The following is a 22,242-nucleotide window of genomic DNA, read 5'->3' on the forward strand; positions in this document are numbered from 1 at the left end:
AATGCCACATATAGTATTTGAAAGAAAAGAGTTAATTAATATACCATCAAATTTAGATGATGTTGAGTTTAAGTTTATTGCTAAATCATATAACTTTACTCAAAAAGAGAGAAAAACAGAATATAGAGTTGCTGTTATAAACCAAGGAAAAGAGTTTTTATTATCTTTAAAACCTAAAGATGAGAACTTTATGATAAAAGCAGATAAAGTTACAAGATTATCACCAGTAACTCTTGTAAAAAATGCTTTAAATGCTTATGTAAATATAAATGAAGCAAATGTATTATTTTCAAATACAAATAATCTTCAAGTAAAAAAAGAGACAAAACATGAATATCTAAAAGATATCAACTATTTTGTTAGCGATTTTAAAACAGACAAAGAGATTCAAATAGAGATTGGTTTTGGAAGTGGAAGACATCTTTTACATCAAGCAAAAACAAATCCAGATGTTCAATTTATTGGTCTTGAAATTCATTATCCATCAATTGAACAACTTCTAAAACAACTTGAACTTCAAAATATTACAAATGTTTTAGTTGTAAATTATGATGCAAGATTATTTATGGAATTTATTGAATCAAATAAAGTTGGAAAAATCTTTGTACATTTCCCTGTTCCTTGGGATAAAAAACCTCATAGAAGAATTTACTCAAATGAGTTTGTAAATGAAGCATTAAGAGTTTTAAAAATTGGTGGAACTTTAGAGCTTAGAACAGATAGTAGAAAATATTTTGACTTTTGTACGCAAGTTTTAACGAATCTTCCAAAAGGAAGAATAACTATTGATATTAATAAAGATTTAGCAGTTTCTAGTAAATATGAAGATAGATGGAAAAAACAAGGTAAAAATATCTATGATGTAGTTTTAGAAGCTTGGAATGAAGATGAAAATATAAATTTAGATTATGATTTTTCATTTGATTTTAAAATTGATTTTTATAAAACAATAAAAACAATTCCAACTAAATCACTTATTGAAAATGGATATTTTATTCATGTTGAAGAGATATATACAATTGAAAATAAAGATAATTCTGGACTAATAAAAATTACAATGGGAAATTTTGATAGACCTGTTACTAAATATTTACTTGTGGAAAATGGAGAAATTAAATATTATCAAGGGGATCCCCTTCCTACAAGTTCAAATATAAATGCACATAAAAAATTAAAAGAGATTTTAAGTAAATGATAGAAGCTAAGAATATTTACCTAACTTATGATGATAATAAATATATTATAAAAAAAGGAAATTTTGCCATAAAACCTAAAGAGTTTATCTTTATTGGGGGAAACTCAGGTAGTGGGAAATCAACTTTATTAAAATCATTTTATGGTGATATTCCTTTAAAACATGGAAGCTTAAAAATTGAAAATCAAGAAGTTTTTGGAATAAAAGGTAAAAAACTAAGACTTTTAAGAAAAGATATTGGTATTATTTTTCAAGATTATAAACTTGTAAATGAGTTTACTATTGAAGAAAATATTATGATTCCACTTAAAATCAATGGTTATTCTCACGAAGTTTCAAGAGACCAAGCCAACAAACTTTTAGCCCATGTAAGACTTACACATCGTGCAGGATATTATCCAAATGAATTAAGTGGTGGAGAGCAACAAAGAGTTGCTGTGGCACGTGCACTTGCTCATAATCCAAAAATTATAATTGCTGATGAACCAACTGGAAATCTTGATGATTATTCTGCTGAAGTTGTGTGGAATTTACTAAAAGGTGCGAATGAGCAACTTGGAATTACAGTTGTAGTTGTAACTCATAGAGTTCCAAAGAATTTAGGGATTAAGTTTAGACAACTATCTATTGAGGATGGAATTATTTATGAAGTTTCTTAAAAATATATTTGCTTTTTTAATTCCATTATTATCTATGCTTATTGCATTTTCTATTTATTTGTTAATAAGTAATGTAGTTGATAATTATAAAACTCAAATCTCAAGAGATTATTCAATAGTGATTGTTACAACTGCTCCAATTGAAAAAGATAATATAAATGAACTTGCAGGAATAAAAGTAGAAAGAATTCAAGCTTTACCAAATGATAAAATTATTGATAATATAAAAACTAATTTATCTGATAATTCTATTGAATTGTTAAAACAAAAACTTCCAAATTTTTATCAAATCTACTTAGAAATATTTCCAACAAGTAGTGAATTAGAAGAGATTAAACAAACTTTATTACAAAATAAAAATATTAAAAAAGTTGAAGTTTTTTATAAAAACCATAATCAAGTATATCTATTACTACTTTTATTAAATAGTGTTTCATTTATTTTATTTTTTATAATTACTCTTTTTGCAATTATTATTATTGCTAAACAGATAAAATTATGGTTCCATGAACAACATATAAAAATATCTATTTTAAGGCTACATGGTGCTTCTATTTTATATAGTGCTTCTTCAATATTAAATTATGCACTACTTAGTTCATTTTTAGCCTTTTTAATAACAACATGTTTTTTATATTATGTTTCAAATAATATGGAAGTTTTATTTCCTTTAGAGTTACACGATATTATAGATATACAAATAAATTTACCATTAGAGTTACTAAAAATATTTTTATTATCTTTTTGTATCTCTATTTTCACAATTTTTGGAGTATTATTAAAATATAAGATTACAAATGACTAAGATATTTTTTATTTTATTTTTAACAAGCAATCTAATTCTTGCCGCTTCTAATATTGACAAAAAAATTAAACAAAATAAAGAGATACTAAACAATACTACACAAAAAGAAGAGACAACTAATCTAAAAATAAAAGAACTTGCTGATAAAATAGAAGCTCAAAATACAAATATTATGAGTATTGAAAAAGATATAAAACAAGTTAATGAAGATATTGAACAACATCAAAAATTACTTGAAGATTCAAAAACAAAACTTGAAGAGTTACAATCTAAATCAACTCAACTAATAAAAGAAAAAAGTTCAAGTGAAGAACAAATTGTTGACACAATTATAGAAGAGTTTTCAATTTCTATGGCACTTAAATTAGCTTCTGAAAACTCTTTACAAGAGTTAATTGATAATGAAATTTATACTTTATTATCAGAACATTCAAAAGAAAAAGTTACAAAATTAAATAGTACATATAATGCTGTTTATAACAATACAAAAACTAATCAAAAAGATATTGAAAAAATCTCTTCTTATATTCAAGATAGACAAAAAACAAAAGATAAATTGACAAGTTTAAAACAAAAACATTCAAGCTCTTTATCAAATCTTGAAGAACAACATAAAGCTTATCAACAAGAGTTAAATAAAGTTGTTAAACAACAAGAATCTTTAAAAAGTTTACTTTCTGAATTAAATATTTTAAAAGAAGAAGAAGAGAAAAAAATAGCTGCAAGAGAAGAGGAAGAGAAAAAACAAAAATTACAAGCTCTTTTAAATAATAAGAATAAAACATCTTCACCACAAGAAGAACAAACAGATGAAAATGAAATTCAAACATCAGAAGTAAGAAACCAAAAATATGCAAAAAATCTAAATCTTGATGTAAGAAAAATTGGTTCTTCAACTGATGGTATTAAAATAGTAAGATATACTGGTGCAAAAAGTATTGCTCCATTAAAATCATTTAAAGTAGTTAAAAATTTTGGAACATATTATGACCCAATTTATAAAATAAAACTATTTAATGAATCAATTGTTTTAAAAAGTACAGAACCTCAATCAAAAGTTGTTTCTGTTTTAAATGGAAAAGTTGTTTATGCCAAAAAGAATGCAGGTATGCTTGATAATGTTGTAATAATTCAACATGAAGGTGGATTACATACTATTTATTCACATTTAGATGAAATCTCGCCAACTTTAGTTGTAGGAAAATGGATAAAACAAGGATATGTTGTTGGAAGGGTTGATGATAGTTTAATGTTCCAAGTAACAAAAGATTCATCCCATATTGATCCAAAAGATTTGTTTAAAATATGAAACTTTTTATAGATGGTGATGCTTTTCCAAATTTGTTAAAACCAATAGTATTAAGAGCAATTGAAAAACAAAAAATAGATACAATTGTGATTGCAAATAAAAAAATCAATATAGGCACTTCTAATTATATAAAATATATAATTGTTGATACAAAACAAGATGAAGCAGATGATAAAATAGTTGAAATGTTGCAAGAAAATGACCTTGTAATAACAGCAGATATTCCACTAGCTGATAGAACAATACAAAAGAATGCCCATGCAATAGACCATAGAGGTGCAACTTATACGCCAGATAATATAAAACAGTATCTTGCAATTAGAAATTTAATGCAAGAGATAAGAGATAGTGGAGAGATGACAAAAGGTCCAGCTCCTTTTAGTCAAAAAGATGCCCAACAATTTGCAAATTCATTTAATGCTTTTTTGCAAAAAAATTACAAATAATAAGGATTTACCATAATTTTAATAGACCAATCAACAAAAAATCAATTTAGAATTTTTTGTAAAGAAAATAACATCACAGATATGGAAAAAGCTGTTCAATATTTTATAGTATTTGGTGGCTATGATATAAAAATAGATACAACAAAACCATTACTAGAACTAATAGAACAACATATTTTAAATAACTATTTACAATTAAGAAATGAAATTCATAATTTAACAGGTGGTTATAAAGTTGACCATGCAGTTTTAACAGGAATAGCTCAAGGAGATAGAAGAACTAACTCTTCTTTTAAAAGAGCATTTGTTAGTTTTGAAGAGGGTTCTAAATGTGTTGAAAAATTAGTTGAAAGAGGAATTATTGAAATTGAATCTTCTCAACATCATCTAGCAAATAAAAGAGGTGATGATAAGGTTGCAAGAAAACTTCTATTTACTACACCTTTTTTGAGATTTTGGTTTGCTTTTGTTTCTCCAATATATAAAGGTATAAAAGAGAAAAACTATGAAGAGTTTTACACTCTTTTTGAAAATAAACAAGCTGAATTTGGAAACTTTGTATTTGAAGAATTATCAATGGAATTTATCAGAGATTTATTAAGTGAAGACCATATAAAACAGTTTGGAAAATATTGGGATGAAAAAAGAGAAATTGATTTAGTTGCAAAAACAACAAGTGGAAAAATCATAGCTGGTAATTGCAAATATATAAACTCTAAAATCAAAAAAAATGAGTTAAATAGACTAATGGATGATTGTAAAGGTGCTGGTTTAAATGTAGATATTTTTGTAATCTTTAGTAAAAATGGCTTTTCAAATGAGTTAAAATCACTAAAAAGTGATTCCTTAAGACTATTTACGCCAAAGAGCTTTAAGCTATTATTAGCTTAAACCTCGTTCATTCTTCTTTCAAACTCTTTATTCATATCATCGAGTTTGAATTGAGTTGCTTCAAGTAATTCAAATTTTTGTTCAATCTCTTTTTCAATTTTAGGAATATCTCTTGAAAGTTTTACTCTTGCATCTTCAAGTGCATCTTCAAGTTTAGCAATCTCTTCTTCTAACTCTTGCATCTGTTTTTTAAGTGGTGCTGTTGCTTTACTTTTTTCAGAAACAATCGCAGCTCTTAATTTTTTGCTCTCTTTTTTATTTACTTTTGGTTTTTCAACTTTTTTCTTTTCAACAGTTTCATCCTCTTCCCAACCAATTTTTTCTAAGAATTCATCATAAGTTCCATTGAAATAGTCAGCTCCATCATTTGTAAATACAATCAATCTATCACAAACAGCTCTTAATAAATCTTCACTGTGAGTTACAATAATACAAGAACCTTCAAAAGCTTTAATTGCATTTGTAAGTGCATCAATAGAATCCATATCAAGGTGGTTTGTAGGCTCATCTAGGAAAAGTAAGTTTACATCTTTTGCTATGATTTTTCCAAGCATTACCCTACTTTTTTCTCCCCCTGATAGAAGTGAAATTTTCTTTTTAGCATTATCACCACTAAACATCATCAATCCAGCAATTCCTCTAATAGTTGACTCTGGAAGTTTTACATTTGTAGAGTGAATTTCATCCATAATTGTATTGTTCTTATTTAAGTGTGAAATATTTGTTTGCCCAAAGTGTCCAAAAACTGTACTTGTATGATAATCAATAGTTCCAGTTAAAGCTTTTAATTCTCCTGCAATTACATTTAGTAAAGTTGATTTACCTTTACCATTTTTTCCTATGATTCCAAGAGTTTCACCTTTACTTAATGCAAAAGAGATATTTTTAAATAAAAGATTATCAGGTGTATATCCAAAACTTACATCTTTTACTTCAAGTAAAAATTTAGCTGCTGTATCTTTATAATTGAAGTTAAATTCTAAACTTGAATCATATTGTAAGTCTTCCATAACTTCCATTTTTTCTAGAATTTTTACTTTTGATTGAGCTAAAGTTGCAGTTGCTGCTCTTGCTTTATTTTTAGCAATAAACTCTTCAAGCTCTTTGATTTTTTTCTCTTGAGCTATTTTTTGTTTTTCATAATGTTCTTCATTTGAAGCTAAAAGTTCATAAAATTTATGTGTGCTTCCTTGAACCATAAAAGCACTTTTTCTAATAATTCCCATTGTATGTGTACAAACACTATCCATGAAATCTCTATCGTGAGTGATAAGAATTACTTCTCCCTCAAAAGATTTTAAAAATGCTTTTAACCATCTAATAGATAAGATATCCAAGTAGTTTGTAGGCTCATCAAGTAAAAGCATATTTGGTTCTGTTAAAAGAAGTTTTGCTAAGTTAATTCTAATTTGATAACCACCTGAAAATTCTTTTGGAGCTTTTTCTAAATCACTTTCAGTAAACCCAAGTCCAAATAAAATCTTTTCAGCTTTATAGATGTTATATTTATCATCTTCACCTAAAGCAAGAGCTGTCTCTTCTAACAAAGTCTTTTCTGTAAAATCAAAATATTGCTTTAAAGCACCAATTTTATAGTTTTTTGGAAGTGCAATTTCTCCACTATCTGGTTGTTCTTCACCTAGAATCAATTTAAAAAGTGTTGATTTTCCACTTCCATTTCTTCCTACAAGTCCAACTTTATTTCCAGCATTTAATCTTAAATCTAAATTACTGTAAAGGTCATTTGTTGGATAACTTTTTGATATATTTACAAGTTCTATCATAATTCTTCTTTTATTGTATTATATTTTTTAAGGATGGGATTATACGATATATGTGGTTATATGTTGATTAGAGTTTATGTAATAGCTCTTATTTTTAAGAGCTAAAACTCTTAATGGCTTTTAATAAATATTTTGGGTTATGAATTGAATCATAAACAGGTTTTACCTCTTTATTAGTTTTAAATAATCCATAAACTGCCATTTGTGCAGTTCTAACTGAATATTCAACTGTAAAAACACAATCATCTTCAACTTCTGTAAATTGCCCTAAGAAAGCAAAATTAGTTGCATTTGAAGGTATAACTTTTGGTCTATCACCTAAACTTCTTGGCATAAACAAACTATCTATAAAAGGCATAGAAACTGGAATACAATTTATTTTTCCTTCTTTTATAATTGGAGTCATAATATCTTGAATATTTAGATGATAAAAAAGTTCTTCTAAAATCTCTTTTCCATTACAATCAGACATTTTTTTCTTAATAAAATTACCCTCTTTATCAGGATACAAACCATATCCCCAAAATATTTTTACATCTTTTGACTGATTTGGAAAGTGTGGTTGTCTTGCAATTACAATTGACATCATCCAATTTGAATCAATCATAGTTACTAAACCTCCTGTTCCATCTACATTTCCTGAAAAGTTTTCCATATAATCATGAAAAGTGCTATCTTTTAGTGTTGCTGTAAAGGAATACCATTTTTGTAAATCAATATGGTCACAAAAAACTGAAGGATTACCAAAAGAGGAGTCTTTTTTTGCTATATTTTCCCAAAGTTTCCAAGAAGCTGAACTTGACTTATCTTTTAAAGTTGGTGCTTTTGTCCAACTTCCTTGGTCCGAACTATCAGTTATTGAACCATTTGTTATAAAAATAAAAGAGTCATCATCTAACTCTATTTTTTCTTTTTGATTATCTCTTAATATATGTAAAGTTGTTGCACTTTTTTTCTCTTCTTCTATAAAAAAATCAATATCAACAACTTGTGTATTCATTTCAAAATTTACACCTAAATTAATTAAATATCTTTTGATTGGCAAAATAACAGAGTGGTATTGATTATATTTTGTTCTCATTATTCCACCTAGTCTATTTAAACCATCAACTAAATGAATAAATCTTTTCATATATCTTCTGCACTCTATTAAACTACTATATTTTTGAAAAGCAAATGTTGTTGACCAAATATACCAAAAATTTGTTTTGAAAAAATCAGCACCAAACCACTCTTCGATTTTTAAAGTGTCCAACATAGATTCAGGAGTAAAAAGAAGTTTTAATAAATCTGCTTGGTCAACTAAAGATAATCCATAACTTGATACATCAATTTTTTGACCTTTTCTTAACAACCTTGCTTGTTCATTAGAAACAAATCTTTTATTAAACTCAAAAGTTTCATCTTTAACTGAAATATTTGGGTTATCATACGAAGGAATATTTGAAAGTAAATCCCAATAACAATTATAATGCTCTTCATGCATTCTTCCACCACGAATCACAAAACCGTTCTCTTCATCCCCTGCTCCATCACAAGCACCACCTGAAATATCACTCTGTTCTAAAATAAAAATATTATTAGGTTTAATATTTGCATCTTTTATAAGATAAACTGCACTTGCAAGAGAAGATATTCCACTTCCTACTAAATAAACTTTTGTATTTATTGTACTTATCTTTTTTCCCCTACCCATAATATTTTCCTTTAGATAGAATTTTTATTTCTTTAATAGGTCATTATACTTATTTTTTGACCATAAAAAAAGGCAAGAAACAAAATGTTCCTTGCCTTTTTAAAAATATAAAATAAAAGATTAGTGTAAATCAGCGTTTAACTTAACTTCTCTTGTACTTCTCATAGCAATAGTTTGACCAGTGCTTGAGTTAACTCTAAAGTGAACTCCATTTACTCCAATAAAATCACTACCTTTCATAACATTAGTAATAGTTTTACCTGGGTTAATCTCTTTTAATTGCTCAACAGCTTTATCAGATAATGCGATTTTAGTTCCAGGAAGAATTGTAACCCCCGCATCTAAAATACAACCATCACCAATAGTTGTTCCTGTACAAGAGTTTGCTCCTAAAAGTGTGTTTTCTCCAATAGTAACAGGTACACCATCAGTTCCAGATAAAACTCCTAAAATTGAAGCTCCTCCTCCAACATCTGAACCAGCTCCAACAACAGCACTTGAAGAGATTCTTCCTTCAACCATAACTGAACCTAAAGTTCCAGCATTGAAGTTAATATAAGCAGCACCTGGCATAACTGTAGTTCCAGCAGCTAATTGTGCTCCCATTCTAACTTTTGAAGACTCTAAAATTCTTGTATTATCAGCAGGGATTATGTGTTGTAAGAATCTTGGGAATTTATCAACAAAATCAATATTTGGATATTTTCCTGAAAGTTTTAATACAATCTCATTTGCTCTTAACCAATCTAATTCAATTGGTTGATTTCCAATCCAAGCGCAGTTGTGTAATTTTCCAAATGCACCATTTAAGTTAAGACTTCTTAATGCTGCTTTTCCAGTTGAAAGTGCATAAAGTTTTAAATATACAGCTTCTGTACTTTCAGGTGCTACATCTTCAAAAATAAATACAACTCTATAATCATCAGCACTTAATCCTGAATCTATTGGAAGTGAAGCTAAAGTTGAAACAACTTGAACATTTTTATGTGCATCACCTTTTGCTTCTGGAATAAATGGTCTAAAAGCTTCAATACAAGAAGTTAAAAATTCATCTGAAATTTTGCATACTAATTCTGATTTTGATGTATCAACATCAACTCCAGCAACTTTTAAAGCATTTAAAAATACTGCTGCACTTCCAAAATTTTCATTCCAATTTATTACAGGGAAAGTTGCTTGAAGTATTTTATCTTTATTTATTTGTCCTCTATCAACCTTTGCAATACCAAATCCAATTGGATTTTTGTACCAAGATTGTGATTGAATATCATCTACTAATTGTTTAAATTCATCTTTTGTATAAGCCATTAGTTCTCCTATTAATTTTTGCCGTATTTTACAATAAAGTTGACTAATTTTAGGTTAATTAATAAATTGTATCCATATCAATAATGGCATTTGCTGTTTGAACTGAGTGTAAAGCTTGAAGTAATGCTTTAATATTTGAGGAACGTAAAAGTATCTCATATCTATATTTATTTGACATTTTAAAAATAGGACTTTGACCAAATCCAACGACTTCAATATCTTTATTTTCTTTGAAAAGTTTTACATAAAAATCCATTTCATCTTTAACTTTAAGTCCATTAGAATGGGAAAATATAATTTTTGCAAGTTTTAAAAATGGTGGATAAAAATCTTTTCTAAATTCAAGTTCTTCTTCTAAAAACTCTAAATAATTTGACTCATTTAAGTAGTGATTAAAAAATTCTTGATTTTTTGTTTGAATTATAACTTCACCTTCTCCACTTCTTCCACTTCGTCCTGCTATTTGAATAAGTAATGAGAGAGCTTTTTCCCTTGCTTTATATGAATTCATATTTAAAACAGAATCAATTCCTAAAACAACAGCAAGTTTTACATTGTGATAATCATGCCCTTTTGAAAGCATTTGAGTTCCAACAAGGATATCTATTTTTCCATCATTAAAATCATTTAAAACTGTTTTTAATTGATTATCAGTTTTTATCTCATCTCTATCAAATCTTTTAATAGTTTTAGCAGGAAATATTAGTTTTAACTCCTCTTCAATTTGAGCAGTTCCAACTCTTAAATTATGAATAATTCCACTATTACAAGAGGGGCAAGAATCAGGAATTTTTTGAGTATATCCACAATAGTGGCATTTTAAAGCCAAATCATTTTTATGTAAACTCATAGAAACAGAACAAAATGGACACTCAACAGATTTTCCACAAGTTGTACAAATCTGATATTTAAAATTTGCCCTTGTTGGTAAAAATACAATTACTTGATTATTACTTTTTAGAGTTTTATCTATTTTGTCTATAATTTTTGGAGATAAATTTGCATCACTATCTTCAAAACTATATAGTTTTTTTGTTTTGTGATAAGTCTCATCAAGTCTAAAAAATGGAATTTTATGAAAAGAGCTTGTTGATACAGTAGCACTTCCAAGTATAAGTTGTAACTCAAACTTTTTTGCTATATAAATTGCTAAATCTTTTGTGTGAAATCTTGGTTTTGAATCACTTTTATATGAGTCATCATTCTCTTCATCAACTACAATTACTCCAAGGTTTGAATAAGGTAAAAAAAGTGCAGATCTAGCACCTGCTATTAGTTTTATACTTCCTTCTTGTAAACCTTTTAAAATCTCTACTTTCTTTTTTTTAGTAATTTTTGAGTGCCAAATAGCTACACTTTTCCCAAAAACTTTTTCTAATCTTTTTTGCATTTGAGGAGTCAAAGAAATTTCAGGCATCAATAAAACAGCTTGTTCATCTAAATTTAGATGTTCTTCAATACTTTTTATATAAATCTCTGTTTTTCCTGCACCTGTATTTGCAAATAAAAGTGCTTGTTTTTTCTCTTTTAAAAACTCTTTTGCTTTTTCTTGTAAAGGAGATAAAACTATTTTACTGTCAAATTTTTCTTCTATTTCAATTTTGTTTATATTTTTATCAAAAGCGTTATAAACACTTAAAGCTTCACCAAGTGAACAAACATAATATTGAGAAACAAAAGATGAAATTTGAAGCATTTTTTCATCATAAAATTCATTTGTGATTTCATTTATATCACTACATTTAAAAGTTGGTTCTTCAACTTCCTTTATGATTACAGCTTCATCTAAAACCTTTCGTTGTCTTAGTTTTATTAAAACCTTTGTTCCAATTTCAATTTTATTTTCACTTTGATATGTTAAATTATTTAAAGGTGACCTTAAAATTGCAACTTCATAAAAATACACTATTCTACCTCTTTACAAATATTCTCTTCACTTTTACAAACAAAATTCCCATTTTCAAGAGCAAATAAAACAGAACTTGAAGGTAAATAAAAACTATAACTTTTAGATGAAAGTTTTGCCCAATTTCCAAGCTTTTTTTCATTTGAATTTGTTGAAATTATTGGAAATTCTATAACTTTTGAAAAAAGTTCTTCATTTTTTTTATCTATTGATGCTTCATCTAAAGAGAGTAATTCATCAGAATTTGATAAAAGTACATTTTTACTTTTTTGTTTAGTTATTCCTACTTGAATTAAAGAAAATTGAGATTTTAAAGTTGAAAGATAAGTTTTATCATTTATTTGTGTAAATTTTGGAATAGCAAAAGAGCCTATTATAGCTATAAGTACTATTGCTATAATAATCTCTAATAAAGAAAAACTTTTAATTTTTAAAACCTTGCTAGTTTATTGGTAATCTCTTCAACATCTTTTTTAAAAAGATGATATTCTTGAGATAAATGAAGATAAGCAATCAACAAATCTTTTGTATCGTTGTTTTTACTTAAATCCAAATATTTACTTAATTCTTTGTATATATTATCATTAACATTTACAGTATAAGCCATATTGTTTATATGAAAAGTAACTTCTCTATTCACCCTTTTGTGCCTTTATTAATGTCAATGTACTGTCAATTCTTAAAAACATATCTTGATTATTTCGCACTAATTCATCATTTTCATTTTTTAGATTTTCTAATTCTTGAATCAATGCTTGATTTTCAAGTTTTATCTTATCATAGTCGTGAATTAATTTATCAATTTTACTATTTAATGTTTCTATTATTTCCATAATAAGATTTTATCCAAAATTTCTTATTATTTTAGTTTAAAAAATTGTTATTAAACCTTTTTTTTCTCATTTATAAATATTTTTGCAACTTCATATAACATAGCAACTGATTTTCCCCATTGAGAATAGTCATTTACATCATCTAAATCTATACCAAAACTTTGTGATATCTTTTCCATCAATATTTGTTCATTTATATTAAAACTGTGGTCAATATGAATTAAAATCATTAGTTCTAAAATTACTATTCTTTTACTTTTTTCTGATTTAAAATCATTTAATATTTTATCTAAACTAAAAGTTTGCATATCAAAAGAATCCAAATTTTCAATTCCCATTTCTGTGCAATATTCAGAAATAATCTCTTCTTCTCTCTCTCCAAATTTATTATCAATTCTTGCTAAATAGTGAGCTAATTGCAAAAATGAAAACTTCTCTTTTGATTCTAATTTCATTAATAACATTTATAAATTTCCTAAATTATATATATCTTGATATTATAATAAAAATAAGTTAACAATCTATAAATAATATTTTTCTGTTAAATCATACAATACAATTTTTTCCTAGTTTTTTTGCCTGATATAAAGCATCATCTGCTCTTGATATCAAGTTATCAATAGTTTCATCACCCTTTTGATAACTTGAAACTCCAACACTTATAGTAAAATTAAACTCTTTATCTTTATTATATTCATCAATTTTATCAATAATTTTTAAAGCAACAGTTTTTGCTTGTTCAATTTGTGTATTTGGTAATAAAATAATAAATTCATCTCCTCCAAATCTTACAATCAAATCATTTTCTCTTATAGAATTTTTAGCAATTTCCACTAACTGTTTTATTACTAAATCCCCTATTTCATGACCAAAAGTATCATTGATTTTTTTAAAATCATCTAAATCCAATATAAGTAAAGCAAGATTTTTATTCTCTCTTTTTACTATTTTCAAATATTGTTCTGAAAAAGTATAAAGATATCTTCTATTATATACACCTGTCAAAGCATCAGTATTTGCAAGACTTTCATGATAAGCTCGTTTTGTCTCTTCGATAATTAATTTTTTAGTTCTGTTATCTAACTCTTCTAGCATTTTTTTAAAGTTTGAACTTAAACTATCAATTTCAAAAATACCACATGGTTCAAGCTCTAAAGGAGTATCTTTTTTACCATAAACTTTTGTAAATGCAACTATTTTAGACAAAGGTTTATTGATTTTATAAACAAAATTTTTAGCATTAAAAGATATATAAAAAAAAGATAATAGATAAAAAATCAATATTCCCGTAATCAATACATACTCTAAATTTTTACAATATTCAATTAAAGTATTTATCTCTTTTAATATATTTTTTTCATCTACTATACAAACTAAATAAAAAGAAGAATTTGATATTTTTTTTGGGAAAAGTAAATAATTTTTGTTTTCTAAAACTATTTTATCAATTCTTTTTTCATCTATAATATCTTTAAAATAGTAATTTATTTTATAATTACTATTTTTTAAAATATTATCTTGTTCATTGATTTTCAATAGTTTTTTTATCTCTTCATCTACAAATTCAATTTTCCCTTTCTCATCGAAAATTAATATTTTGCCATCATAAGGAAAAGTTTTAGAAGAGAGATACTCTAAAAATTGTTCAGTTTTTATTTTTGTTTGATTATTTACCATCAAAGCAACAAAAGTTTCGAGGTTATTTAAAATTAGTTCTTTACTTTTATTTACAACATTTTTATTAACAATAAAATAAAAAGATATTAAAAACAAACCAATAAAAAGGATAGATATAAAAGATGTTTTTAAATATTTTCTATATAGTAATCTTTCCAATGTTATTTTTTTCATGTGACTCCTTTATGATAGACACAATAAAAAAATAATATCATAAATTTATTAGAAAATAGTACTATTTTGATATTATTAATAAAAAATAATTTCTAGTCCATTTCTAAACTCATCAGATACATATCTTCGCCATCAATTACTTTGATATTTACACTTTCACATTTTGGACAGCAAAACTCATGTTTTTCTAAAGTTGATTGGGTATTACAATCAAAACATTCAATAACTATTTTTTGATGATTTATTATAAACTGTGCATCATGACAGACTGTTTGTTCTTTAAAAGTATCAAAAGCAGTTTGAAGTAAATCAGGCTCAACTCCACTTAAAACTCCAATTTTAACAACTACTTTTGTAACTTTTTTTGCTTCATTTGCCCTTGCGTGTTCTTCACAGCTTTCCAATAATGATTGAACTACACTATACTCATGCATAAAATTTCTCCTTTAAAAATGTTCCATTTATTAAAGGAACCAATTAACAAATCCTTGGAAGAAGTTCACCAGTTGGTGTATCTAAAAATCTTTTTGTTCCCCAAGAACTATTTAAAATAACTTTTTGTGGATATTGAGAAGTAACTTTTCCAATAATACAAGCATTTGAAGCCTCTTCAAATTTATGTAAAACTTCTATTGCATGTGCTGCATCATTTTTAGGAATTGCAAGTACAAATGTTCCCTCATTTGCTAAATTTGTAGCTTCAAAACCTAACATTTCACAAATTCCTTTTACCTCATCACTAACTGGAATATTCTCTTCTTCTATTTCTATACAAATATTTGATTGTTTTGCCCATTCATTTAACACTGCACTAACTCCACCTCTTGTGGCATCTCTAAGAGCTGTTATTTTAATCCCTGAGTCAATTAAAGCTTTTACTTGAGGATATAAAGAGTTACAATCACTTTTTAAATTTGAGTGCATATCCATACCCTCACGTGCAGTGAATATTGTAGCTCCATGAGCTCCTATATCTCTGCTTACAAGTATTAAGTCATCTTGTGTAATATTGTTTGAGCTTATTCCACTATAAAGTATCTCTCCAATACCAGTAGTATTTATGAAGATTTTATCAACTGCACCACGTGGTACTACCTTTGTATCTCCACTTACAATAATCGCGTCATTTTTTGCTAACTCTTCTTTCATTGAGTTTACTATGATTTCAAGTTGTTCAACTTCAAACCCCTCTTCAATAATAACTGAACAAGTAAGATATTTTGGCTTTGCTCCCATCATAGCTAAGTCATTGCAAGTTCCACAAATGGAAAGTTTTCCTATATTTGCTCCATTAAAAAAAAGTGGACTAACTGTAAAACTATCTGTACTAAAAGCAAGTTTTCCATTTTCTATAACTGCTGCATCTTCACTTTTTTCTAATATCTCATTTTTAAAAGCATTGTAAAATACTTTAGTTATAAGTTCATTGTTTTCAGCTCCACCATTTCCATGCGCTAGTGTTATTGTTTTTGTCATTTATTTATCTTCCCTACTTTTACTATACTTTTTACTTCCACCTTGTGATGTTTCAACTGGATATTTTTTTTCATTTTTTGTCATTTTATTCATGATGGCATCTTCTAAGTCAATATCTAACTTCATACAAATTCTTATAAGATAAATAGCAATATCAGCAACCTCTTCTTTTGTATGTTCTTTCACATCTTCTGGTAAGTTCATACATTCTTCAAAATTTAGCCATTGGAAAATCTCATTTAATTCACCAACTTCTCCATTTAATGCCATAACTAGATTTTTTGGATTGTGAAAACTCTCCCAATTTCTATCATCTGAAAATTTTTGTATTCGTTGTTTTATTTGTTCTATATCCATGTTATCTCTTTATAGTAAATTCCCATACTTATAATAAGCACTACAAGCACCCTCGCTACTAACCATACAAGAACCAATAGGGTTTGTTGGAGTACATACATTTCCAAAGATTTTACAGTCAGTTGGTTTTGCAACTCCTTTTAAAATCTCAGGACATTTACAAGCTTTATTCTCTTTTACTTCTTGTGTTGGAAGTATCTCTTTATATACTATTTTTGCATTATACTTATCAAACTCATCTTTTAGTTCATAACCACTATTTTCTACTTCTCCAATTCCTCTGAATTTAAAAGGAACTTTTTTAAAGTATTTGTTTATTAGTTCTTGTGCTTTTAGATTTCCCTCATAAGAAACAAGTCGTTTATATTCTACTTCTAAATTTGCTCTTTTTTCTTTGAACTGTTTTACTATCATAGAGATACTTTGCATCACATCTACTGGTTCAAATCCACTTACAACAACTGGTTTATTATAATCTCTTGGAAACTCTTCATATATTTTACTTCCACTTATAACACTAACATGTGATGGTCCTAAAAAAGCATCAATTTTACAGTTTTCATCTTGAACTAAAACTTGCATCACTTCTGGAACTGTAATATGGTTTATATGAAATAAGATGTTTTTTATATCGTTTTTAATTACTTGCTCTAGTAATGCACAAGTCATTGGAGTTGTTGTTTCAAAACCAATTGCAAAAAATACTACTGTTTTATCTTTGTTCTCATCTGCTATTTTTAAACAATCCATTGGAGAATAAACAAATCTTACATCAGCACCTTGGCTTCTTGCATTTTGTAAACTTCCCTTACTTCCTGGAACTTTTATCATATCTCCAAGTGTTACAAGTATTACATCTTTTTGTAAACACAACTCATAAGCACTATCTATTCTATCCTTTGGCATTACACAAACAGGACAGCCAGGTCCATGGATGAAGTTTATTTTTTTATTTATTAATTGTGGGATTCCATACTTCATAATAGTGTGGGTATGTCCACCACACACTTCCATAATATTTATAATCCCATCATAATCTTTTAGCTCTTCATCAATGATTTGTTTAAATGCTTTTATGGTTTTAGCATCTCTAAAACCATCATATAAATCTTTTAGTTGTAGTTCTTTTTCCATATTATGTTACTTTATTTATTTGGACAGTTTTCAGGTTCTTCAATAGCTGCTAAGCGGTCGTTCTCTTCCATTTTATCTATGATTTCTTGGTAAACTTTGAGTGATTCCAAAGCATCCTCTTCATCTATTTTATTCATAGCAAAACCAATATGAATTAAAACATAATCTCCAATTTTTACATCTTGGTCAATTAAATCTAAACTAGCACTTCTTTCAACTCCCATAGTATCAACTACACAAGTATTCATCTCTGTATCTATACTTTTTATTTTTGATGGTATTGATAAACACATCCTTTTATTCTCCTTTTATTTGTAAAACAATTTTATGAATGATTCTGCAACGGAAGGGTAAAAATCTTTGATTTTTGGGTACCCACCGTGAAGCCTAAATGAATGAAATTGATTTTACAAATATCATCTCATCTTTCTTTTGAAATTAATCCAATCAATTACGTTTTGAAGTGATTGTTTATCTTTAATATTTACTTCTAAAATATCCACATTTGGTTTTAGTTTTCTAGCTTCCATCTTCTCCTTTTCAATATCATAATCAAAATATGGAAGTAAATCTGTTTTTGTAATAAGTATTAAATCAGCACTTCTAAACATAACTGGATATTTTGCTATTTTATCTTCTCCCTCAGGAACTGAAACTAAAACAATATTTAAGTGTGTTCCCACATCATAAGATGCTGGACATACAAGATTTCCTACATTTTCCACAAAACAAACATCAATATCATCTAAAGAGATATCGTGTAAACCTTTATGAACCATAAATGCATCTAAGTGACAAGCACTTCCTGTTTGTATTTGAACAGCATTTATTCCTTTTGCTTTTAATCTATCTGCATCCCTTGAAGTTTCTAAGTCTCCCTCAACAACTGCAAATTTAAAATCCACCATATCAGCTAGATTTTCTAAAAGTGTAGTTTTCCCACTTCCAGGACTTGACATAAGATTTATTCCTAAAACTTTATGTTGGTCAAAATGAGCTCTATTGTGAGATGCTTCATGGTCATTTTTATCTAAGATTTTTTTGATTACAGAGATTGTTTTTGCATCATTTAGTTGTGGGTTATGATGTAGAGTTTCGTGAGCTGCTTGGTGTGAGGCACTCCAAAGCATATTATCATGTGGATGGTCATGGTCATGAACAATTCCATGCTCATGTTCATCGTGATGGTGATGATATTCTTGTCCTGCTATTGTACAACCGCAATCTTTACACATATTATTTCCTTTTTGTTTAAACTATTTTTGTGAATATTTATTCATTTTAAATAGTTTAACCCAAAAAGTCTAAATCATATCTGACAAAACTTAATCACTTATATATTTTTAGAACAATTCTTATTTAAAAGAACTAGAAGTCTCTTTTAATATAATATTTACATCTAATGCTTCACCATTGTATTTTACAAGTTTTATACCTTGAGAAGTAAAAGAGTTTGCTGTATTTTTACAAGCCTTTTTAACTACAATATAACTACAATCTTTTAAAGCAATACCCATTTTATTGTGTTCTTTTATATGTTCTTCATCATAGTGTCCATGATTACACTCATGGTCTTCCTCAGCATGGTCGTGGTCAATATCTGTTCTTGGATTTTTTATTATTGAATTTAGATTAAATGAACGAAACATCCCCGTTCCACTTAATTCATAAATTGCAAACTTTGGAGTATGTCCTGCATTACTAAAAAATGTCAAATTCTCATCTTTTACTGGAATTGCTATTTTCATTTTTACCACCTTTGATTATTTTTTTATTTGAAGTATGCAATTATCACTCCATCAATATCTATTTATAATATAAAAATGCTAAAATAAAACCATGATTTGCCCAAACTGTAACAATATTTCTTTTTATTCCTTAGCTAATGATTATATCAAATGTAAAACTTGTGCAAAAAAATTATCTCTAAAAAAAATAGAAAAAGACAAAACTATAATAAAAGAGTTTTGTGAAGATAAAAATGCCCTTGAAACTTCAAAAGAACTAGAACTAAACTATAAAACTGTAAAAGATAGATTTGATTTATTTAGGAAAAAAATAGCTATTTTTTTAGAAGAGGAATACCATAACTCAATAAAAGACTATACTGAGTATGAAGAGTTTTATTATATTAAAGAAAGAGAAAAAAAGAAAAAAAGAAAATCTTTAAGTGAAGCAGTTAATATAATAGGTTTTTACTCAAATGAAAGAGTTTATACACTTTTAATGCCAAAGGTTGGAAATCGTGCTTTTGATATGGAAGATGGATTTATTCAATATCTAAATTGGTATAAAATTCACTCTAAAAATTCTCATCAAACAAAATTAAATCTATTTTGGAAATATCTTGAAACAAATTTGAGAAAATACAAAGGAATAGATGAAAACAACTTCTTTTTTTATCTAAAAGAGTATGAATTCAAATTTAACTACCCAAAAGAAGAACAAATAATTATATTAAATAAATTATTTTTTCATAATTAGAATATTTTCGGATAATATTTTTTTATAAAAAACATAAATTTTTCTTTACCATTTAAGCTATATTTATGTTTCTTTTCTATAGATTGCTTGATTATTTTATTTTTTCTACAAAGGGCTTCTTGTGTTAAAAAATTTCTCTACAAAAAAGAAACTTCTACTTTTACCAATATCATTTATCATTATTGTTATTGTATCAGCATTAGTTTATAGTTATTTCAATGGTGTTTCAAATGGAAGAATTCATGTTGCTTCTCAAACTGATTTATTTGTACAACAACTTTTAAAGGGTCGTATCTCTGTTTATCAATTTTTAAGAATTCCAACTGAACAAAGCGCACAAAGCGTAAGAGATGAGTTTAAAAAATTTGATGAGTATGTAAAAGCTCTAAAACCTAAATTAACTGAAAAAGAAAATATTGATTTAGCTAATGAAATTACAGATTTATCAAAAAGTTATATAAATAGTTTTGATAAGTTTTATTCTAAAAAAATCAAAGAATATAATAACGATATTTTAAAAGAAAATGAAGAGATTAAAGCTATCATAAAAGAGATGGTAGAAATAGGATTAGAGCTTGAAAAAAAATTATCTCATATAAATGAAAATGCTATTGAGTTAAAAAATTCAGCAGATAAAACTATGGATAATGTTTTAGTTATTATTGCAATAATATCTATACTATTTTTTGTTACTTTTTCACTTATTTTATCAAATCAATTAATTAATTCTTTAAATAATTTCCAAAAAGGATTATTGAGTTTCTTTGGTTATGTAAATAAAGAGAGTTCTTCTGTTGAAATGTTAGATGATAGTTCAACTGATGAATTTGGAAATATGGCAAAAGTTGTAAATGAAAATATTAGAAAAACAAAAACAACTATTGATTCTGATAATAAATTTTTAGCTGAAATAAATGAAATGGCTCAAGTCGTTAAAAATGGTTATCTAAGCAAAAGACTTGATAATAAAGTTGAATCAGAAAGTATGGAAAAACTTAGAGTTCATATCAATGAAATGATGCAAAGTTTACAACTAAGAGTTTGTACAAATATCAATGATATCTCTTATGCCCTAGAAAGATATGCAAAACTTGATTTTACACATAGAATCAAAGGTTGTAATAGTGGTGTTACTGTTGGATTAAATAACTTAGCTGATATTATAAATGGAATGCTTGTTGAAAATAAATCAAATGGTTTAACACTAGATAAAAGTAGTGAAATTTTATTAACAAATGTAGATGTTTTAAACAAAAACTCAAATGAAGCTGCGGCCGCTTTAGAAGAAACAGCTGCTGCAGTAGAAGAGATTTCTAGCAATATTTCAAATAACACAGATAACATTGTTCAAATGTCAAGATTAGCTTCAAGTGTTACAAACTCTGTAACAAAAGGTGAAACACTTGCAAGCCAAACAACTGAAGCTATGAATGAAATTGATAGAGAAGTAAATGCAATAAATGAAGCCATAACTGTAATTGACCAAATTGCTTTCCAAACAAATATTTTATCTTTAAATGCTGCTGTTGAAGCTGCAACTGCTGGTGAAGCTGGAAAAGGTTTTGCTGTTGTTGCTCAAGAGGTTAGAAATCTAGCTTCACGAAGTGCAGAAGCTGCTAAAGAGATAAAAGAATTAGTTGAAAATGCTACAAAAAAAGCTGACCAAGGTAAAAAAATCTCTGAAGATATGATAAGTGGGTATAAAGCATTAAATGAAAGTATTGTTCAAACTATTGATTTAATAAAAGGTGTTGAATCATCAAGTAAAGAGCAACTTGCTGGAATTGAACAAATAAATCATGCAATTAACTCTTTAGACCAACAAACTCAACAAAATGCACAAATAGCTTCACAAACATATAGTGTTGCAACACAAACAGATACTATTGCTAAACTTATTGTTTCAAATGCAAATGCAAAAGAGTTTATAGGAAAAGATGAAGTAAAAGCTAAAACTTTAGACGATAGTAGTGTAAATCAATCAATTTTGAATATCAAAAAACCTAACTTGAAAAAACAACCAGAAACAAAAGAAACAGTAGTTAATAAACCTACAAAAGAGATAAAATCAACAACAACTGACGATGATGAATGGGCAAGTTTTTAAA

At 27.0% G+C, this 22,242-nt stretch carries 23 protein-coding genes; 8 read left to right on the forward strand and 15 right to left on the reverse strand.

Annotated features, from left to right (window positions below; translation table 11 throughout):
- Position 1: 1 nt before the first annotated feature.
- The 6 genes from trmB to AELL_RS08705 all read left to right on the forward strand — a co-directional run bounded on the left by trmB (position 2) and on the right by AELL_RS08705 (position 5,305).
- Positions 2–1,195 (forward strand): tRNA (guanosine(46)-N7)-methyltransferase TrmB, encoded by a 1,194-nt coding sequence (gene trmB / locus AELL_RS08680; protein WP_118917566.1) that lies wholly within the window; start codon positions 2–4, stop codon positions 1,193–1,195.
- Positions 1,192–1,854, forward strand: coding sequence for a cell division ATP-binding protein FtsE (locus AELL_RS08685; RefSeq protein WP_118917567.1), 663 nt, complete (start codon positions 1,192–1,194; stop codon positions 1,852–1,854). The genes trmB and AELL_RS08685 overlap by 4 nt, the downstream gene beginning before the upstream one ends.
- Entirely contained in the window at positions 1,841–2,659 is an 819-nt protein-coding gene (locus tag AELL_RS08690) for an FtsX-like permease family protein (protein WP_118917568.1), read from the forward strand. Before AELL_RS08685 ends, AELL_RS08690 begins: the two co-directional genes overlap by 14 nt.
- Complete coding sequence (locus tag AELL_RS08695; protein WP_118917569.1) at positions 2,652–3,968, forward strand: murein hydrolase activator EnvC family protein; 1,317 nt, start codon at positions 2,652–2,654, stop codon at positions 3,966–3,968. The genes AELL_RS08690 and AELL_RS08695 overlap by 8 nt, the downstream gene beginning before the upstream one ends.
- Positions 3,965–4,414: a YaiI/YqxD family protein gene (locus AELL_RS08700; protein WP_118917570.1), complete on the forward strand. Its 450-nt coding sequence runs from the start codon at positions 3,965–3,967 to the stop codon at positions 4,412–4,414. The genes AELL_RS08695 and AELL_RS08700 overlap by 4 nt, the downstream gene beginning before the upstream one ends.
- A gap of 81 nt (positions 4,415–4,495) precedes the next feature.
- Positions 4,496–5,305 (forward strand): DUF234 domain-containing protein, encoded by an 810-nt coding sequence (locus AELL_RS08705; RefSeq protein WP_226805972.1) that lies wholly within the window; start codon positions 4,496–4,498, stop codon positions 5,303–5,305.
- Here the strand turns inward: AELL_RS08705 and AELL_RS08710 are convergent.
- From AELL_RS08710 to AELL_RS08785, 15 genes are all read right to left on the reverse strand, one after another.
- Entirely contained in the window at positions 5,302–7,089 is a 1,788-nt protein-coding gene (locus AELL_RS08710; protein WP_118917572.1) for an ABC-F family ATP-binding cassette domain-containing protein, read from the reverse strand. The genes AELL_RS08705 and AELL_RS08710 overlap by 4 nt on opposite strands.
- A 94-nt stretch (positions 7,090–7,183) precedes the next feature.
- On the reverse strand, positions 7,184–8,785 hold the full coding sequence (locus tag AELL_RS08715) for an oleate hydratase (RefSeq protein WP_192941186.1): 1,602 nt from the start codon (positions 8,783–8,785) through the stop codon (positions 7,184–7,186).
- A 120-nt stretch (positions 8,786–8,905) separates the two neighbouring features.
- Positions 8,906–10,093, reverse strand: a complete 1,188-nt coding sequence (locus AELL_RS08720; RefSeq protein ID WP_118917573.1) for a tetrahydrodipicolinate N-succinyltransferase N-terminal domain-containing protein — start codon at positions 10,091–10,093, stop codon at positions 8,906–8,908.
- A 58-nt stretch (positions 10,094–10,151) separates the two neighbouring features.
- Positions 10,152–11,999, reverse strand: coding sequence for a primosomal protein N' (locus AELL_RS08725; protein ID WP_118917574.1), 1,848 nt, complete (start codon positions 11,997–11,999; stop codon positions 10,152–10,154).
- Between the two features lie 430 nt (positions 12,000–12,429).
- Positions 12,430–12,639, reverse strand: a complete 210-nt coding sequence (locus tag AELL_RS08735; RefSeq protein ID WP_118917575.1) for a hypothetical protein — start codon at positions 12,637–12,639, stop codon at positions 12,430–12,432.
- Complete coding sequence (locus AELL_RS08740; RefSeq protein WP_118917576.1) at positions 12,632–12,832, reverse strand: hypothetical protein; 201 nt, start codon at positions 12,830–12,832, stop codon at positions 12,632–12,634. Before AELL_RS08740 ends, AELL_RS08735 begins: the two co-directional genes overlap by 8 nt.
- A gap of 50 nt (positions 12,833–12,882) precedes the next feature.
- Complete coding sequence (locus tag AELL_RS08745) at positions 12,883–13,296, reverse strand: TerB family tellurite resistance protein (protein WP_118917577.1); 414 nt, start codon at positions 13,294–13,296, stop codon at positions 12,883–12,885.
- A gap of 82 nt (positions 13,297–13,378) precedes the next feature.
- Positions 13,379–14,683 carry a sensor domain-containing diguanylate cyclase gene (locus AELL_RS08750; RefSeq protein ID WP_118917578.1) on the reverse strand — a complete coding sequence of 435 codons (1,305 nt, stop codon included), beginning with the start codon at positions 14,681–14,683 and terminating at the stop codon, positions 13,379–13,381.
- 92 nt (positions 14,684–14,775) lie between these two features.
- Positions 14,776–15,117, reverse strand: a complete 342-nt coding sequence (gene hypA, locus AELL_RS08755; RefSeq protein WP_118917579.1) for a hydrogenase/urease nickel incorporation protein HypA — start codon at positions 15,115–15,117, stop codon at positions 14,776–14,778.
- Positions 15,118–15,160: 43 nt separating this feature from the next.
- Positions 15,161–16,159, reverse strand: coding sequence for a hydrogenase expression/formation protein HypE (hypE, locus tag AELL_RS08760; RefSeq protein WP_118917580.1), 999 nt, complete (start codon positions 16,157–16,159; stop codon positions 15,161–15,163).
- Entirely contained in the window at positions 16,160–16,516 is a 357-nt protein-coding gene (locus AELL_RS08765) for a nucleotide pyrophosphohydrolase (protein WP_118917581.1), read from the reverse strand.
- Positions 16,517–16,525: 9 nt separating this feature from the next.
- On the reverse strand, positions 16,526–17,650 hold the full coding sequence (hypD, locus tag AELL_RS08770; protein ID WP_118917582.1) for a hydrogenase formation protein HypD: 1,125 nt from the start codon (positions 17,648–17,650) through the stop codon (positions 16,526–16,528).
- 11 nt (positions 17,651–17,661) lie between these two features.
- Positions 17,662–17,943 (reverse strand): HypC/HybG/HupF family hydrogenase formation chaperone, encoded by a 282-nt coding sequence (locus AELL_RS08775; RefSeq protein ID WP_118917583.1) that lies wholly within the window; start codon positions 17,941–17,943, stop codon positions 17,662–17,664.
- A 123-nt stretch (positions 17,944–18,066) separates the two neighbouring features.
- The gene (gene hypB / locus AELL_RS08780) at positions 18,067–18,885 is read right to left on the reverse strand and encodes a hydrogenase nickel incorporation protein HypB (protein WP_118917584.1); all 819 of its coding nucleotides are present in this window, start codon (positions 18,883–18,885) and stop codon (positions 18,067–18,069) included.
- A 120-nt stretch (positions 18,886–19,005) separates the two neighbouring features.
- On the reverse strand, positions 19,006–19,398 hold the full coding sequence (locus AELL_RS08785; protein ID WP_118917585.1) for a NifB/NifX family molybdenum-iron cluster-binding protein: 393 nt from the start codon (positions 19,396–19,398) through the stop codon (positions 19,006–19,008).
- 91 nt (positions 19,399–19,489) lie between these two features.
- Between AELL_RS08785 and AELL_RS08790 the strand changes: the two genes are divergently transcribed.
- Complete coding sequence (locus AELL_RS08790) at positions 19,490–20,134, forward strand: hypothetical protein (protein WP_118917586.1); 645 nt, start codon at positions 19,490–19,492, stop codon at positions 20,132–20,134.
- Positions 20,135–20,255: 121 nt separating this feature from the next.
- Complete coding sequence (locus AELL_RS08795) at positions 20,256–22,241, forward strand: methyl-accepting chemotaxis protein (RefSeq protein ID WP_118917587.1); 1,986 nt, start codon at positions 20,256–20,258, stop codon at positions 22,239–22,241.
- Position 22,242 lies beyond the last annotated feature (1 nt).

Source organism: Arcobacter ellisii, from assembly GCF_003544915.1.
Lineage (GTDB): Bacteria > Campylobacterota > Campylobacteria > Campylobacterales > Arcobacteraceae > Aliarcobacter > Aliarcobacter ellisii.